Annotated in this window: 14 protein-coding genes; 2 read left to right on the forward strand and 12 right to left on the reverse strand. The window is 63.4% G+C overall.

Annotated elements, in window-relative coordinates; all coding sequences use genetic code 11:
• Positions 1 to 11: 11 nt before the first annotated feature.
• The 12 genes from fabZ to rpsB form a co-directional block, all read right to left on the reverse strand.
• Positions 12 to 452, reverse strand: coding sequence for a 3-hydroxyacyl-ACP dehydratase FabZ (gene fabZ / locus AC1RDS_RS06835; RefSeq protein WP_026436865.1), 441 nt, complete (start codon positions 450 to 452; stop codon positions 12 to 14).
• Between the two features lie 16 nt (positions 453 to 468).
• Positions 469 to 1,449, reverse strand: a complete 981-nt coding sequence (gene lpxD / locus AC1RDS_RS06840) for a UDP-3-O-(3-hydroxymyristoyl)glucosamine N-acyltransferase (RefSeq protein ID WP_348683467.1) — start codon at positions 1,447 to 1,449, stop codon at positions 469 to 471.
• Positions 1,450 to 1,473: 24 nt separating this feature from the next.
• Positions 1,474 to 1,992: an OmpH/Skp family outer membrane protein gene (locus tag AC1RDS_RS06845; protein ID WP_026436863.1), complete on the reverse strand. Its 519-nt coding sequence runs from the start codon at positions 1,990 to 1,992 to the stop codon at positions 1,474 to 1,476.
• On the reverse strand, positions 1,992 to 4,289 hold the full coding sequence (gene bamA / locus AC1RDS_RS06850) for an outer membrane protein assembly factor BamA (protein ID WP_092696473.1): 2,298 nt from the start codon (positions 4,287 to 4,289) through the stop codon (positions 1,992 to 1,994). The genes AC1RDS_RS06845 and bamA overlap by 1 nt, the downstream gene beginning before the upstream one ends.
• A gap of 44 nt (positions 4,290 to 4,333) precedes the next feature.
• Entirely contained in the window at positions 4,334 to 5,698 is a 1,365-nt protein-coding gene (rseP, locus tag AC1RDS_RS06855; RefSeq protein WP_287879431.1) for an RIP metalloprotease RseP, read from the reverse strand.
• Positions 5,699 to 5,724: 26 nt separating this feature from the next.
• Positions 5,725 to 6,915: a 1-deoxy-D-xylulose-5-phosphate reductoisomerase gene (gene ispC / locus AC1RDS_RS06860; protein ID WP_287879434.1), complete on the reverse strand. Its 1,191-nt coding sequence runs from the start codon at positions 6,913 to 6,915 to the stop codon at positions 5,725 to 5,727.
• On the reverse strand, positions 6,912 to 7,769 hold the full coding sequence (locus AC1RDS_RS06865) for a phosphatidate cytidylyltransferase (RefSeq protein ID WP_092696470.1): 858 nt from the start codon (positions 7,767 to 7,769) through the stop codon (positions 6,912 to 6,914). Before AC1RDS_RS06865 ends, ispC begins: the two co-directional genes overlap by 4 nt.
• Before the next feature lie 9 nt (positions 7,770 to 7,778).
• Positions 7,779 to 8,510, reverse strand: a complete 732-nt coding sequence (gene uppS / locus AC1RDS_RS06870; RefSeq protein ID WP_092696469.1) for a polyprenyl diphosphate synthase — start codon at positions 8,508 to 8,510, stop codon at positions 7,779 to 7,781.
• A gap of 30 nt (positions 8,511 to 8,540) precedes the next feature.
• Positions 8,541 to 9,101 (reverse strand): ribosome recycling factor, encoded by a 561-nt coding sequence (frr, locus tag AC1RDS_RS06875; protein ID WP_092696468.1) that lies wholly within the window; start codon positions 9,099 to 9,101, stop codon positions 8,541 to 8,543.
• Positions 9,102 to 9,150: 49 nt separating this feature from the next.
• Complete coding sequence (gene pyrH, locus AC1RDS_RS06880) at positions 9,151 to 9,873, reverse strand: UMP kinase (protein ID WP_092696467.1); 723 nt, start codon at positions 9,871 to 9,873, stop codon at positions 9,151 to 9,153.
• Between the two features lie 50 nt (positions 9,874 to 9,923).
• Positions 9,924 to 10,850: a translation elongation factor Ts gene (gene tsf / locus AC1RDS_RS06885; protein ID WP_348683471.1), complete on the reverse strand. Its 927-nt coding sequence runs from the start codon at positions 10,848 to 10,850 to the stop codon at positions 9,924 to 9,926.
• A gap of 106 nt (positions 10,851 to 10,956) precedes the next feature.
• Entirely contained in the window at positions 10,957 to 11,709 is a 753-nt protein-coding gene (gene rpsB / locus AC1RDS_RS06890; RefSeq protein WP_092696465.1) for a 30S ribosomal protein S2, read from the reverse strand.
• Between the two features lie 187 nt (positions 11,710 to 11,896).
• On the opposite strand from rpsB, the gene AC1RDS_RS06895 reads away from it, so the two are divergent.
• Positions 11,897 to 13,240 (forward strand): amidase, encoded by a 1,344-nt coding sequence (locus AC1RDS_RS06895; RefSeq protein WP_287879441.1) that lies wholly within the window; start codon positions 11,897 to 11,899, stop codon positions 13,238 to 13,240.
• A gap of 50 nt (positions 13,241 to 13,290) precedes the next feature.
• Positions 13,291 to 14,529, forward strand: a complete 1,239-nt coding sequence (locus tag AC1RDS_RS06900; protein ID WP_092696463.1) for an FAD-dependent oxidoreductase — start codon at positions 13,291 to 13,293, stop codon at positions 14,527 to 14,529.
• Positions 14,530 to 14,675: the final 146 nt, after the last annotated feature.

The raw sequence follows: 14,675 nt of genomic DNA on the forward strand, positions 1-14,675 counted from the left end.
AGTTTGGTCAGTCAGCCTACGCTGCGCATGGTGCACATGAGTTCGGCTTCGCAAGCCACCTCGTCGCCCACGCTGGCCACGCCCTTGAACTTCCAGATGCCGCCGCGCACGCGGTCGATGGTGATGGACAGGATCAGCTGGTCACCCGGCTCCACAGGGCGCTTGAAACGCGCGCCGTCGATACCGACAAAATAATAGATGTTGTTTTCATCGGGCACCTTGCCCATGGCATCAAAAGCCAGCAGGCCTGCGGCTTGCGCCAAGGCTTCAAGGATCAACACACCGGGCATCACGGGACGGCCGGGGAAATGCCCCATGAAATAAGGCTCGTTGAACGTGACGTTCTTGATGGCCTTGATGCGGGTGTTGCTCTCAAGCTCGATCACCTTGTCTACCAACAGAAACGGGTAGCGGTGGGGCAGCTGCTTGAGAATTGCGTGGATATCCATCATCGAGTTGTTCTTCCGTTCATGCTGCCTTCAGGGCCTGCTCCAGCGCCTTGATGCGCTCGCGCAGGCTGTGCAGTTGTTTGAGTGTCGCAGCGTTCTTTTCCCAGCGGGCATTGTCGTCGATGGGGAACATGCCGGTGTACTGGCCCGGCCTGTTCAAGGAGCGTGTGACCACCGTGCCCGCGGAAATATGCACGTTGTCGGCCAATTCCAGGTGGCCCAGCACAATCGCGCCCCCACCAACGGTGCAATGCGCTCCAATGGTGGCGCTGCCCGCGATGCCCACACACCCGGCCATCGCAGCATGCTTGCCGATGTGCACGTTGTGGCCCACCTGGATCAGATTGTCGAGTTTCACCCCGTCTTCGACCACCGTGTCCTGCAGCGCACCGCGATCTATGCAGGTGTTGGCACCGATCTCGACATCGTCGCCAATGCGCACGGCGCCCAGTTGCTCGATCTTGATCCATTGCCCGTTTTCTGGTGCAAAACCAAATCCGTCGGCCCCGATCACCACGCCAGCGTGCACGATGCAGCGCGCACCGATGTGGCAATCTGCACCCACCGTCACGCGCGACTTGAGCACCGTGCCTGCGCCAATGCGGGCACCGCGCTCGACAACGCACAGCGGACCGACCGAAGCGCTGGGATGCACCACGGCGGTCGCATCCACCACGGCGCTGGGGTGCACACCGGCTGGCACGGCTTCGCCATGGCGCTGCCGCCAAAGCTGCGTCACCCGGGCGAAATAGACATAGGGGTTGTCCGCCACGATGCACGCGCCGCGCGCCAGCGCAAGCTCGCGCATGGCAGGCGCCACAATGACGCAGGCCGCCCGGGAGGCGGCCAGTTGCTGCTGATAACGCGGGTGGCTCAGGAAACTGATGTCTCCTGGCCCGGCGGTTTCGAGCGGCGCAATGCGAAGAACCTCGGTTTCCCGCTGCCCCCCTTCCAGCGATCCGCCCAGCGCATCGACAATGTTCCCGAGGAGCAAACTCACGCGCCACCCACCCTGAGCCGCAGCTTATTTGCCAGCGGCATTCAGCGCCTTGATCACCCGGTCGGTGATGTCGTGCTTGGGATTGATGTACACAGCTTCCTGCAGGATGACGTCGTACTTCTCCGCCTCGGCCACTTGCTTGACCACCTTGTTGGCGCGCTCCAGAACCTGTGCGAGCTCTTCGTTCTTGCGGGCATTCAGGTCTTCCTGGAACTCACGGCGCTTGCGCTGGAATTCACGGTCCTGGTCCACCAGCTGGCGCTGGCGGGTGGTGCGCTGGCTCTCGGCCATGGTAGGGGCCTCGCGCTCGAATTTCTCCGTCGCCGTCTTCAAGGTGTTGCCCATGTCGATGAGCTCTTTCTCGCGACGGGAAAACTCCTGCTCCAGCTTGGCCTGGGCCGCCTTGGCGGTGGTGGCTTCGCGGAAGATACGGTCGGTATTGACAAAACCGGCCTTGAATTCTTGTGCCTGCAGCGCAGGAGCAGCCACGGCCAGTGCGCTCAGCAGCAGACCCAGAGTGAAATGGCGGGAAAGGGATTTCATTAGAAGGACGTACCAATCTGGAATTGAAGTTTCTGGATTCTATCGCCGGCGAACTTGCGCACCGGCTGCGCATAGGCAAGACGCAGCGGACCCAGGGGGGAAATCCAGCTCAGGCCCACACCTGCGGATGCACGCATGTCATTAAAACTGACTTTGTCATCTTCGCCATACACATTGCCCACATCCACGAAAGTGAAAATGCGCAGCGTGCGGTCATTGCCGGCCCCCGGGAAAGGCGCCATCAACTCGGCATTGAGCGTGACTTTCTTGGGTCCGCCCAAGGAAGCGCCCGTGACATCGCGCGGCCCCAGTGTGCCCTGATCGAAACCACGCACGGAACCCAGACCACCGGAATAAAAATTCTTGAACACCGGGAACGGCCGACCGTTCATGCCCTTGCCGTAGCCCAGTTCGCCATTGAAGGCCACCGTGAAACGTTTGTTCAGCGGGATGTACTGCTGGTACTGGTAGTTCGCCCGCAGATAGCGCGCATCACCTGCCACAGACCATTCGGAATTGAGCCGCTGATAACGCCCCGAATTGGGTGCCAGCGCACTGTCGCGGTCATCGCGCGACCAGCCAATGGTCAGGGGGGCGGCGATGCTGCTGCTTCCATAGGTGTCCGCGTAGGCCAGGTAAGCGGCCGGTATGAGGGTGCCTGCCTTGATCTTGATCTGCTCCACCCCGCCACCGAAGAACACGGTGTCGGTTTCGCTGAAGGGCACCCCGAAACGAATGGATGCACCCGTGGTGACCAGCTGGTAATTGCCACCCTGATGGTCATAGGGCTTGTCGGTACGGTAGTAGAGATCCATCGTACGGGAAATGCCATTCTGGGTGAAATACGGATTGGTGGTGCTGAACACCAAGGTGCGGCGGTACTTGCTGGTGTTGACATCCACCCCCAGATAGTTGCCGGAACCGAAAACGTTTTCCTGCTTGATGGAAAAGGACAAGGCCACCTTTTCAGCGCTGGAAAAACCGGCGCCCAATTGCAGTGACCCAGTGGGCTTCTCGGCCACATTGATCACGAGGTCGACCTGGTCTGGCGATCCGGGCACTTCCTGGGTTTCGATGCCCACCTCGGTAAAGTAGCCAAGCCGGTCCACGCGGTCGCGCGACAGGCGGATCTTCTCGCCGTCATACCAGGAGGCCTCGTACTGTCGGAATTCACGGCGCACGACTTCATCACGGGTGCGGTTGTTGCCGCTCACATTGATGCGCCGCACATACGCGCGGCGGGCCGGTTCGGCCTGCAGCACCAAGGTCACGCGGTTGTTTTCGCGATCGATGTCGGGCACCGCCTCGACGCGCGCGAAGGCAAAACCGAAACGCCCAAAATATTCGGAAAAAGCCTTGGTCGTTTCAGTGACCTGATCGGCGTTGTAGGGCTCCCCCGGGCGAATGGTGACCAGCGACTTGAACTCGTCGTCGCGGTCGAGGTAATTGCCTTCGAGCTTGACCCCCGACACCACGAAACGCTCGCCTTCGGTGACATTGACCACAATGGAGATGTCCTGCTTGTCGGGCGAGATGGCCACCTGGGTGGAGTCCACGCGAAACTCCAGATAGCCGCGCTGCAGATAGTAGGAACGCAGGGTCTCCAGATCGGCGTTGAGCTTTGCACGGGCATAGCGGTCCGACTTGGTGTACCAGCTCAGCCAGCCGCCGGTGTCCTGGTCAAAGAGCCCCTTGAGCGTGGACTCGCTGAACGCCTTGTTGCCGACAATGCGCACTTCCTTGATGCGTGCAGGCTCGCCCTCCACCACCGTGAAGGTGAGATTGACACGGTTGCGCTCAATCGGCGTCACAGTGGTCACCACTTCGGCGCCGTACAGGCTCTTGTTGATGTACTGGCGTTTGAGTTCCTGCTCTGCCCGGTCGGCCAGCGCCTTGTCATAGGGACGCCCTTCGGTGAGCCCCACGTCGCGCATGCTCTTCTTGAGGGCCTCCTTGTCGAACTCCTTGGAGCCTGCAAAATCGACATCTGCAATGGTGGGGCGCTCTTCCACCACCACCACCAGCACATTGCCGGTGGCTTCCAGCCTCACATCCTTGAACAATCCCAGACCAAACAGTGCCCGGATGGCGGCCGCGCCCTTTTCATCGTTGTAGTCATCGCCCACCCGCAGCGGCATGGAAGCAAAAATGGTCCCAGGCTCCACACGCTGCAGCCCTTCCACCCGGATGTCCTGCACCTTGAAGGGCTCCAGAGCCCAGGCCGCATTGGCGACAAAAACCATGGCGGCAACGGCCGCTGCAGTACGCACGCCCAGGCGATTGATGTGTTTTTTCATGAGTGAAGCGGAGGCCGCAGACGCAGGGGAAAGCGGCAAAAAGGTTAGCCAAATAGCCGGGTGATATCGTTGAACAGGGCAATGGACATCATGAGAAGAAGCACTGCCACGCCACCGCGCTGCAACTGCTCCATCCAAGCATCCGACACCTTCCTGCCGGTCACACCCTCCCAAAGATAATACATCAGGTGCCCCCCATCGAGGACTGGCAAGGGCAGCAGGTTCAGCACGCCCAGACTCACGCTGATGAGCGCCAGGAACACCAGGTACTGCGTGAAACCCATGCTGGCCGAGCGGCCGGCATAGTCGGCAATCGTCAAGGGTCCACTGAGGTTTTTCAGGGACGCCTGACCCAGCACCATGCGGCCCATCATGCGAAGCGTCAGGACGGACACGTCCCAGGTACGCACAACGCCATTCCACAAGCCCTCCACCGCACTGTGCTGCACGATCACCAGCTCAGGCGGTGCGCCCACATAGGCACCGATGCGGCCCACACTGCCACCCTGCTCCTTCTGGACATCGGGCATGACATCCACGGTGATCTGCTGGCCACCGCGATCGATACGCCAGGGTTGCACCACGGCCGCCTCGGCGCGCACGGACTGGCGAATCAGTTCGCGCAGCTGCTGGCCATCCACCACCTCTGCCGCGCCAATCCGGAGCACCACATCGCCCTGGCGAAGCCCCGCGCGCTGCGCAGCACCGCCGGCCATAATTTCACCCAGCACCGGACGCGTCCAGGGCCCCAGAAGCCCCACCTTGCGAAACAGTTGCGCATCGGCCTCGCGCGTGTCGAGCTGCGCCATATCCAGCAACACCTCCCGGTGCATGGCACCGGGTGTTGGCTCGACCTCCAGCCGGACCCTTTCGCCTTCCAGCGCGCCGCGGGTCAACAACCAGCGCAAGTCCTCGAAAGAACGCACGGGCTCCAGTTCGTTCGCCCCCAGGGCCGCGCTGTGCACCAGTTCACCGCCGCGCAAACCCGCAGCCTGCGCCACCGAACCTGCCACGGGACTGGCCAGCAGCGCCCTGGGTTCCTGGACCCCGATCCAGTTGACCGCTGAATACAGCAACACGGCCAGCAGCAGATTGGCCAGTGGACCTGCCGCCACGATGGCCGCACGCGAGCGCAGGGGCTGGGTATTGAACGCAAGATGGCGCTCAGCCTCGGGCACGGGTGCCTCGCGCTCATCGAGCATGCGCACATAGCCCCCCAACGGGAACGCACTCAGCACAAACTCGGTGGCTGAACCCTTGGGTTGCCAGCGCAGGAGCGGCTTGCCAAAACCCACAGAAAACCGCAGCACCTTGACGCCACAGGCCACCGCCACCCGGTAATGCCCATACTCGTGCACTGCGATCAGCACACCCAGGGCAACAACGAACGCGACAAGGGTCAACAGCATGCAATGGCTCCGTGAATCAACCGCATTCAGCCGGCCAGACGGCCAACAACCTGCTCGGCCACACTGCGCGCCTGGGCATCCAGGGCCAGCAAGGCCTTGAGTGAATCGGGGTTGGAGGGAGCAACCGCTTCCAAAGTTGCAAGATTGAGATGGTGTATCTGATCGAAACGGATGCGGCGCTCCAGAAACGCCGCCACGGCCACCTCGTTGGCCGCATTCAGCACCGCCGTCGTGCCCTGCGGGGCCGCCAGGGCGTCCCACGCCAGCTGCAGCCCAGGGAAGCGGTCACGATGCCCATGGTCGTCAATGGCCTCGAAGGTCATGGCGGAAAGCGCGTGGAAATTCAGCGCCGCAGCCCCCGACTCGACCCGCTCGGGCCAGGCCAGGCCGTACGCGATGGGAACACGCATGTCCGGGGTGCCCAGTTGCGCCACCACCGAAGTGTCCCGGTACTGCACCATGGAGTGGATGATGCTTTGGGGGTGGATCACCACATCCAGCTGCGACGGAGCCAGGCCAAACAGATAGCGCGCCTCGATGACTTCGAGTGCCTTGTTCATCATGGTGGCCGAATCCACCGAAATCTTGCGCCCCATGTTCCAGTTGGGATGGGCGCAGGCCTGCTCCGGCGTGACATCGCGCAGCGTGTCGGGCGACCGGGTGCGAAACGGCCCCCCGGAGGCGGTCAGAATGATTTTCTCGACCCGCTGGCCCCAGGTGGCGGCATCTTCGGGCAAGGACTGGAAGATGGCCGAATGCTCACTGTCGATTGGCAGCAACGTGGCCGCCCCTTCGCGCACCGCGTCCAGAAACACGTCCCCCCCCACGACCAGCGCCTCCTTGTTGGCCAGCAGCAGGCGCTTTCCGGCCCAGGCCGCCGCGAGACAAGGCGCCAGCCCCGCCGACCCGACAATGGCCGCCATGACCGTATCCACCTCCTCGTTGGAGGCTATTATTTCAAGAGCATCAGGGGATTGAAGAACGTGCGTTTTTAGCCCATTTGCCTTGATTTTCTCCGCCAGCAAACGGGCATGGGGTGCACTGGCCATCACGGCAAAGCAGGGCCTGAATTGCGCGCACTGCGCCAGCATCAGGTCCACCTGGGTGGCTGCGCTGAGGGCAAACACCTCGAATCGATCCGGATGGCGCGCCACCACGTCGAGCGTGCTGGTACCGATAGAGCCTGTAGAGCCCAGAACAGTGAGTCGTTGTTTCATAGGGGTGTCGTCAGGCGCGTCAGCATCAGGGCCAGAGGAAGCGTGGGCAACAAGGCATCCACGCGGTCCAGTACCCCGCCATGCCCCGGCAGCAGGCCACTGCTGTCTTTCACACCCGCACTGCGCTTGATCAGCGACTCCACCAGATCACCTGCCACACTCATGGCCACCATGAACAGGACCGAAATCACCAGCAGCCAACCCCCCTGCTGCGCCAGGCGGCTATAAAAACTGGGCACTGCGGCCTGCCAGTAGGTATCTGCGGCAACCCAGGCAAATGCCAGCACGACCACGCCCGCCAGCCCGCCCCACACCCCTTCCCAGCTCTTGCCGGGACTGATGGAAGGCGCCAGTTTGTTCTTGGTGAAACGCAAACCAAAGGCACGGCCGGCAAAGTAGGCAAAGATATCGGCCACCCACACCAGAACCAGCACCGACAGCAGAAAATTGACGCCCAGATGGCGGGCCTGCACCACGGCCAGCCAGGCGAGCCAAAGTGCCAGCACCCCGGCCACCAGCCGAACGCCCGCAGGAATGCGGGGCCAGCCCGGCACGCCGGCGCGCAACAGCCAGGCAGCGCACAGCACCCACAGGCCGCCACCAACGATCCACAGGGCGGTCAGGGGCCGATCAATCCAGCCCAGCACCCACGACGCTGCACATAGGGCAACGCAGGCGGCGCCCACGGCCAGCGAACCTGCCTGGCCAAAACCGCTCAGGCGCCCCCACTCCCATGCGCCGGCAGCCATGAGCACCAGCACGACCAGCGTGAATGGCACCGCGGAGGGATAAAAGAGCGCGGGCAGCAGAATGGCCAGCAGGACAAGAGCGGTGATGACACGCTGTAGAAGCATGGGGCCTATTCAGCCGAGCACCGGGACGGGATGCGCGGTCAGGATCTGTTCGGAGGTTTTGCCAAAACGGCGCTCGCGTGCACTGAAGGCGGCAATCGCCTCGTCCAGTGCCGACTCGTCGAAATCCGGCCAGAGCCGGTCGCTGAAAAACAACTCGGAGTATGCAGCCTGCCACAACAAAAAGTTGCTGATCCGCATTTCGCCCCCGGTGCGGATCACCAGGTCCGGGTCGGGCACATGGGCCAGGCCCATCGCGCCATTCAGGCTGGCCTCGGTGATGGGCTCGCCGCGCGCGGCCAGCGACGCAGCGGCCTGGGCGATGTCCCAGCGGCCGCCGTAGTTGAAGCACACGTTGAGCACGAGGCGGGTGTTTTCCGCTGTGGCGGCCTCCGCCTGCGCCAGACCGTCACGCACCTTGGGCGACAGACCCGCGCGCTCGCCCACAAAGTACAGGCGAACGCCGTCTTTTTTGAGCTGCGGCACCTCGCGCGCCAGCGCCATCGCCAACAGTTCCATGAGGCCAGAGACCTCATCGACCGGACGGTTCCAGTTTTCGGATGAGAACGCAAAGACGGTCAGCACGGCCACGCCCCGCTGCACGCAAGCGCGTGCGCAGCGGCGCAGCGAATCAACCCCTTGCTTGTGGCCCGCCAGGCGCGGCAGGAAGCGGCGTGTAGCCCAGCGGCCGTTGCCATCCATGACGATGGCAATGTGGTGTGGCACCACCTTTGGTTCAGACATGTAGAACGATCAGGCCCGTCAATGGACGGCTCAGACCGCCATGATTTCCTGTTCTTTGCCCGCTACCAGAACATCGATTTCGGCGATGTGCCTGTCGGTGAACTTCTGCACTTCGGCTTCGGCGCGCTTCTGGTCGTCTTCCGATGCCAGCTTGTCCTTGACCAGCTTCTTGACGGATTCGTTGGCGTCACGGCGCAGGTTGCGCACGGCGATCTTGGCGCTCTCGCCTTCATTGCGCGCCAGCTTGGTCATTTCCTTGCGGCGCTCTTCGCTCATGGGCGGCATGGGCACCCGGATCAGATCGCCCATGGACGCAGGGTTCAGCCCCAGATCGCTTTCGCGGATGGCTTTTTCGATCTTGGCGCCCATGCCCTTTTCCCAGGGCTGCACGCTGATGGTGCGCGAGTCGATCAGGGCCACGTTGGCCACCTGGCTCAGGGGCACCATGGAGCCGTAGTACTCCACCTGCACCGTGTCGAGCAGCGCAGGATTGGCACGGCCGGTGCGGATCTTCTGCAGGTTGTTCTTGAATGCTGTGATGGACTGGTCCATCTTGGTTTCGGCAGTCTTCTTGATGTCGGCAATCGTCATGTTTTCTCCTGGGGCCGACCTGCATCCGGTGCAGGTCCATCCATCGTGATCAAGCGTAAACCAATGTACCTTCGTCTTCACCCATCACCACGCGCTTCAAGGCGCCATGCTTGATGATGGAGAACACCTTCACCGGCAGCTTCTGGTCGCGGCACAGGGCAAAAGCGGTCGCATCCATGATGCCCAGATTGCGGGACATGGCCTCGTCGAAGCTGAGCTTGGTGTAGCGCGTGGCCGAAGGGTCCTTCTGGGGGTCGGCAGTATAAACGCCGTCCACCTTGGTGGCCTTGAGCACCAGCTCGGCGCCGATCTCTGCACCGCGCAGGGCAGCGGCGGTGTCGGTGGTGAAGAAAGGATTGCCCGTGCCCGCAGCAAACACGACGACCTTGCCCTCTTCGAGGTACTGCAAGGCCTTGGGGCGCACGTAGGGCTCAACCACCTGCTCGATGGCGATGGCAGACATCACACGCGCCACCAGGCCCTGCTTGTTCATGGCGTCAGCCAGAGCCAACGCGTTCATCACGGTAGCCAGCATGCCCATGTAGTCGGCGGTGGCCCGGTCCATGCCGACCGAGCCACCCGCGACGCCACGGAAAATATTGCCCCCACCGATCACCACCGCCACCTGGACGCCCAGGCGGGTGACCTCGGCGATCTCCTCCACCATGCGAACGATGGTGGTGCGGTTGATGCCGAAGGCATCATCCCCCATCAGCGCCTCACCAGACAGCTTGAGCAGAATGCGCTTGTGGGCTGGTGCAGCGTGGGACATGGGGATTTTCTCCGGTGATAGGAACGGGGCTTTGGGGATAACGGAAACGATCAGGCGGCAGCCTTGGCAGCAGCCACTTGCGCAGCCACTTCGGCGGCGAAGTCGTCCACCTTCTTCTCGATGCCTTCACCCACGACATACAGCGTGAAACCCTTCACGTTGGTGCTGGCAGCCTTGAGCATCTGGGCCACGGTCTGCTTGCCGTCGGCAGCCTTCACGAAGACCTGGTCAGCCAGCGAGACCTCCTTGAGGTACTTCTGCACAGCGCCGTCGATGCGCTTGGCGGTGATTTCCGCGCTTTGCGCAGGCTTGCCGGCAGCCACCAGCTCCTTGTTGGCTTCGTCGGCCTTGCCTTCGGCAACCGAACGCTCCTTGGCGATCAGTTCGGCAGGCACGTCGGCGCTGGTCAGCGCCACGGGCTTCATGGCAGCCACATGCATGGCCACATCCTTGGCGGCAGCTGCGTCACCGTCGAACTCGACGACCACGCCGATGCGCGAACCGTGCAGGTAGGCAGCCAGATTGGAGCCGCTGAAGCGCTTGAAGCGGCGGAACGACATGTTCTCGCCGATCTTGCCGATCAGGCCCTTGCGCACGTCTTCCAGCGTGGGGCCGAAGCTGTCTTGCTCGTAGGGCAGCGCGCCCAGGGCTTCGATGGTGGCGGGGTTGTGCTCGGCCACCAGTTTGGCGGCGGCGTTGGCCATGGCGATGAAGCTGTCGTTCTTGGAGACGAAGTCGGTTTCGCTGTTGACTTCGATCAATGCACCCAGGTTGCCGTTGATGAAGCTGGCGACCACGCCTTCGGCAGTGACGCGCGAAGCGGCCTTGCCAGCCTTGGTGCCGAGCTTGACACGCAGCAACTCTTCGGCTTTGGCCATGTCGCCGTCGGCTTCGGTCAGGGCCTTCTTGCATTCCATCATGGGAGCGTCGGTCTTGCCACGCAGTTCAGCCACCATGCTTGCGGTAATTGCAGCCATCTTTATTCCTTCAGTATTCAGTTCAGTCAGTTCAGATTCGGGCTAAAAAAAAGGGGGCTCACCAGGGGCCCCGCTTTTATCCGCGATACATCGCGCAGCCGGGACTTCAGGCAGCGGACTCTTGCACTTCCACGAATTCGTCGCCACCTTCAGGAGCAGCCGCCTTGGCCACTTCGTTCACGGCGTTCGCACGGCCTTCGATGATCGCATCAGCGATGCCACGGGCGTACAGCGTCACAGCCTTGGCCGAGTCGTCGTTGCCGGGGATCACGTAGTCGATGCCTTCGGGCGAGTGGTTGGTATCCACCACGCCGATCAGCGGGATGCCCAGCTTCTTGGCTTCGGCCACGGCGATCTTGTGGAAACCCACGTCGATGATGAAGATCGCGTCGGGCAGGGCTGCCATATCCTGGATGCCGCCGATGTCCTTTTCAAGCTTGGCGATTTCGCGGCTGAACGTCAGCTGCTCTTTCTTGCTCAGGCTGTCGAGGCCGGTTTCGAGCTGGGCCTTCATGTCCTTCAGGCGCTTTATCGAGGTCTTGACGGTCTTGAAGTTGGTCAGCATGCCGCCCAGCCAGCGCTGGTCCACAAAGGGCACGCCAGCGCGCTGTGCTTCGGTGGCCAGGATTTCACGGGCCTGGCGCTTCGTGCCGACCATCAGGATCGTGCCGCGGTTGGCAGCCAGCTGCTTGGCGAACTTCTGGGCTTCCTGGAACAGTGGCAGCGACTTTTCCAGGTTGATGATGTGAATCTTGTTGCGATGGCCGAAGATGTAGGGGGCCATCTTGGGGTTCCAGAAGCGGGTCTGGTGACCGAAGTGGACACCGGCTTCCAGCATTTCGCGCATGGTAACGGACATAAAAATACTCCAAAGGTTGGGTCTAAAATCCAGCCCCAATACTTGCGCCGCCGTGCATCTGCACGAAGACGCAACACCTTGACAGGGCTGGTTTGCGATTGGTTTTGCCGCCTTCGCAGCGCATACACCACCGAAGGCATTGCACGTGCCGCGGCTCTCAGCAAAACCCAAAGATTCTAGCACAGCCATGCTTATTGACCTCACCTCCACCCGCCAACGCCTGCAGGACGGCCCCCACACCGCCACAGCGGAACTGGAGCAGTGCCTGGATGCGGCGCAGTCTGCCGCCTGCGGCCATGCCTTCTTGCGCCTGATGCCGGAGGCGGTGCGCACCATCGTGGTGCAAGGCGATCCCCTCCGGCTGCCGCTGGCCGGGCTTTCCGTGTCGGTCAAGGACCTGTTTGACATCGCCGGCCAGCCCACCACCGCCGGCTCCACGGCCCTGGCCGACGCGGCGCCGGCGCCGCACGATTGCCCCGCCGTCGCCCGCCTGCGCTCCGCCGGCGGCACGGTCATCGGCCGCACGAACATGGTGGAATTTGCCTTCTCGGGTGTCGGCGTGAATCCGCACTTCGGCACGCCTGCAGCATGGGATGGGCGCTTTGGCGCGTTGCCGGGGGCGCCGAGAATTCCCGGAGGCTCGTCCTCGGGCGCGGCCGTATCGGTGGCTACTGGCGCGGCCTTTGTGGGCCTGGGCTCGGACACAGGCGGCTCCATCCGCATTCCCGCGGCGCTCAACGGCATCGTGGGCTTCAAGAACACGGCCCGGCTGGTTCCCACGGCGGGCGCCATTCCATTGTCCACCACGCTGGATACGGCCTGCGCCATGACGCGCAGCGTGCGCGATGCCATCGTGGTGCACGAGGTGCTGGCCGCGCGACGCGTCACGCGCAGCCCCGCTCCCCTGCGTTGGTGGCGTCTGGCCGTGCCATCCACCACCTTCCTCGACAACCTGGATGCCACAGTGGCGCGGGCATTCGGCCGCACGCTGGATACCTTGCGCCAAGCGGGCGCCCACATTGAAGAAATCGACCTGCCGCTGACGGCCGAACTTGGGCCCATGCAGGCGGGCGGCAGCCTGTCGGCGGCAGAAAGCCATGCCTGGCACCGCCGCCTGCTGGCACGGCAGGCGGCGCAATACGATCCACGGGTGCGCAGCCGCATCGAGCGTGGCGCCACCATGGCGGCCGCAGACTACATCGATCTGCTGCAGGCCCGCCAGAACTGGATAGCCCGCATGGAAGCCGCACTGGCCCCCTACGACGCCCTGCTCTCGCCCACGGTGCCGATGGTGGCGCCCCCCATCGCCGAGGTGGCGCCCGGCGCCAAGCACGATGCCGAGTTCTTCCGCATCAACGCCCTGCTGCTGCGCAACACCAGCGTGGTGAACATGCTCGATGGCTGTGCGCTGTCGCTGCCCTGCCATGTGGCCGGGGAACTCCCGGTCGGGCTGATGGTCTGGCACGCTGCCTTGCACGACGACGCGGTACTCAACGTGGGCCTGCAGATCGAGCAGATACTACAAAAATAATAGCTGTCAGCGCTTTACCATCAAGCGCTAGAGAAAAAACATTCAAATTCATGAAAATCGCCATCGTGGGCGCCGGCATTGTCGGCGTGTCCACCGCATACGAGCTGGCCCATGACGGCCACGAGGTCACCGTCTTCGAACAACGCAACGCCGCCGCCGAGGAGGCCAGCTTTGCCAACGCCGGCCTGCTGGCGCCGCACCTGCTCACACCCTGGGGCACACCCGGCCTGGGCACGCCTCTGAAGCTCCTGGGCCGCCGCGCCACGCTGCGGCTGGCCGAAGGCTTCAAAGGCACAGACCTGGCATGGCTGTGGCGCTGGCGGCGCGCAGCGCGGCGCGGCGCATCGGCCGCACAGCTGTCGACACTGGAAAGCCTGGCACGCTACAGCCAGCGGCGCCTGCAGCACATCGCCGTGCAACACGAGCTGGATTTTGAAAGCAGCCAGGGGCGCCTCATCCTGCTGCGCACCGCGCAGGAACAGGCCCGCTGGCAACCCACCCTGCAGGTTCTGCGCGACGCCGGGATTGCGCTGCGCGAGATCGATGCCGACGCCGCACGCCAGATCGAGCCCGGCCTGTGCCCCGAAACCCCGCTGGCGGGGGCGCTGCACCTGCCCGACGCCAAGGCCGGCAACTGCCGACTCTTCGCCCAACTGCTGCGCCAGGGCACCCAGGCCGGCGGAGTGCATTTTGCGTTTGGCACCCGCGTGGCCCGGCTGACTTCCCAGCCCCTGGGCGTGCAGGTGCAGGGCGAAAGCGGCACGCGGTCCTTCGATGCCGTGGTGCTGTGCGCCGGCATGGCATCGGCCGCCCTGCTGCGCCCCCTGGGCCCGCGCCTGCCGATGGCGGCAGTGCATGGCTATTCCGTCAGTGCCCCGCTGCGCGAGACCCTGCATGCGCCGGTGGCCAGCGTGGTGGACAGTCAGTTGCAGATCAGCATCACGCGGCTGGGCCAGCGTGTGCGCATCGCGGGTGGCGCCGAACTGGGCGCGCCGGATGCCGCACACCACGCCCCCACGCTGCAGCAGCTCTACCGGACCCTGAACGACTGGTTCCCCGGTGGCGCCCTGCTCTCATCCGGGCTTCAGATATGGCGCGGCGCACGCCCCACGCTGCCCGACGGCGCGCCCGTGGTGGGTGCCAGCGGCGTGCCGGGCCTGTGGCTCAACACCGGCCATGGCGCGGGCGGATGGGCACTGGCCAGCGGCTGCGCCCGCGCCGTGGCAGACCTGATCGGCCAGCGCAGCCCGGATATCAGCCTGGAGGGGCTCGGAATCCAGCGCTTTTGAATGGCCAAGGGCGGGAGATGGCGGCGTGCGACCGCGTGCGCCACACCGCCATAAAACAAGGGGGCCGATGGCCAATGCCAGTCAGTTAAGCTTGGCTTGATCTGATTGGCAGTAAAAAGGGAACGTGTTTCACGTTCCCTTTTTAT

The sequence above is a fragment of the Acidovorax sp. GW823-FHT02H02 genome, assembly GCF_058797075.1.

Coding starts and splice junctions, on each gene's coding strand:
- fabZ (WP_026436865.1), bottom strand. CDS start 452: ATGATGGATATCCACGCAATTCTCAAGCAGCTGCCCCACCGCTACCCG.
- AC1RDS_RS06845 (WP_026436863.1), bottom strand. CDS start 1,992: ATGAAATCCCTTTCCCGCCATTTCACTCTGGGTCTGCTGCTGAGCGCA.
- bamA (WP_092696473.1), bottom strand. CDS start 4,289: ATGAAAAAACACATCAATCGCCTGGGCGTGCGTACTGCAGCGGCCGTT.
- rseP (WP_287879431.1), bottom strand. CDS start 5,698: ATGCTGTTGACCCTTGTCGCGTTCGTTGTTGCCCTGGGTGTGCTGATC.
- ispC (WP_287879434.1), bottom strand. CDS start 6,915: ATGAAACAACGACTCACTGTTCTGGGCTCTACAGGCTCTATCGGTACC.
- AC1RDS_RS06865 (WP_092696470.1), bottom strand. CDS start 7,769: ATGCTTCTACAGCGTGTCATCACCGCTCTTGTCCTGCTGGCCATTCTG.
- uppS (WP_092696469.1), bottom strand. CDS start 8,510: ATGTCTGAACCAAAGGTGGTGCCACACCACATTGCCATCGTCATGGAT.
- frr (WP_092696468.1), bottom strand. CDS start 9,101: ATGACGATTGCCGACATCAAGAAGACTGCCGAAACCAAGATGGACCAG.
- pyrH (WP_092696467.1), bottom strand. CDS start 9,873: ATGTCCCACGCTGCACCAGCCCACAAGCGCATTCTGCTCAAGCTGTCT.
- tsf (WP_348683471.1), bottom strand. CDS start 10,850: ATGGCTGCAATTACCGCAAGCATGGTGGCTGAACTGCGTGGCAAGACC.
- rpsB (WP_092696465.1), bottom strand. CDS start 11,709: ATGTCCGTTACCATGCGCGAAATGCTGGAAGCCGGTGTCCACTTCGGT.
- AC1RDS_RS06895 (WP_287879441.1), top strand. CDS start 11,897: ATGCTTATTGACCTCACCTCCACCCGCCAACGCCTGCAGGACGGCCCC.
- AC1RDS_RS06900 (WP_092696463.1), top strand. CDS start 13,291: ATGAAAATCGCCATCGTGGGCGCCGGCATTGTCGGCGTGTCCACCGCA.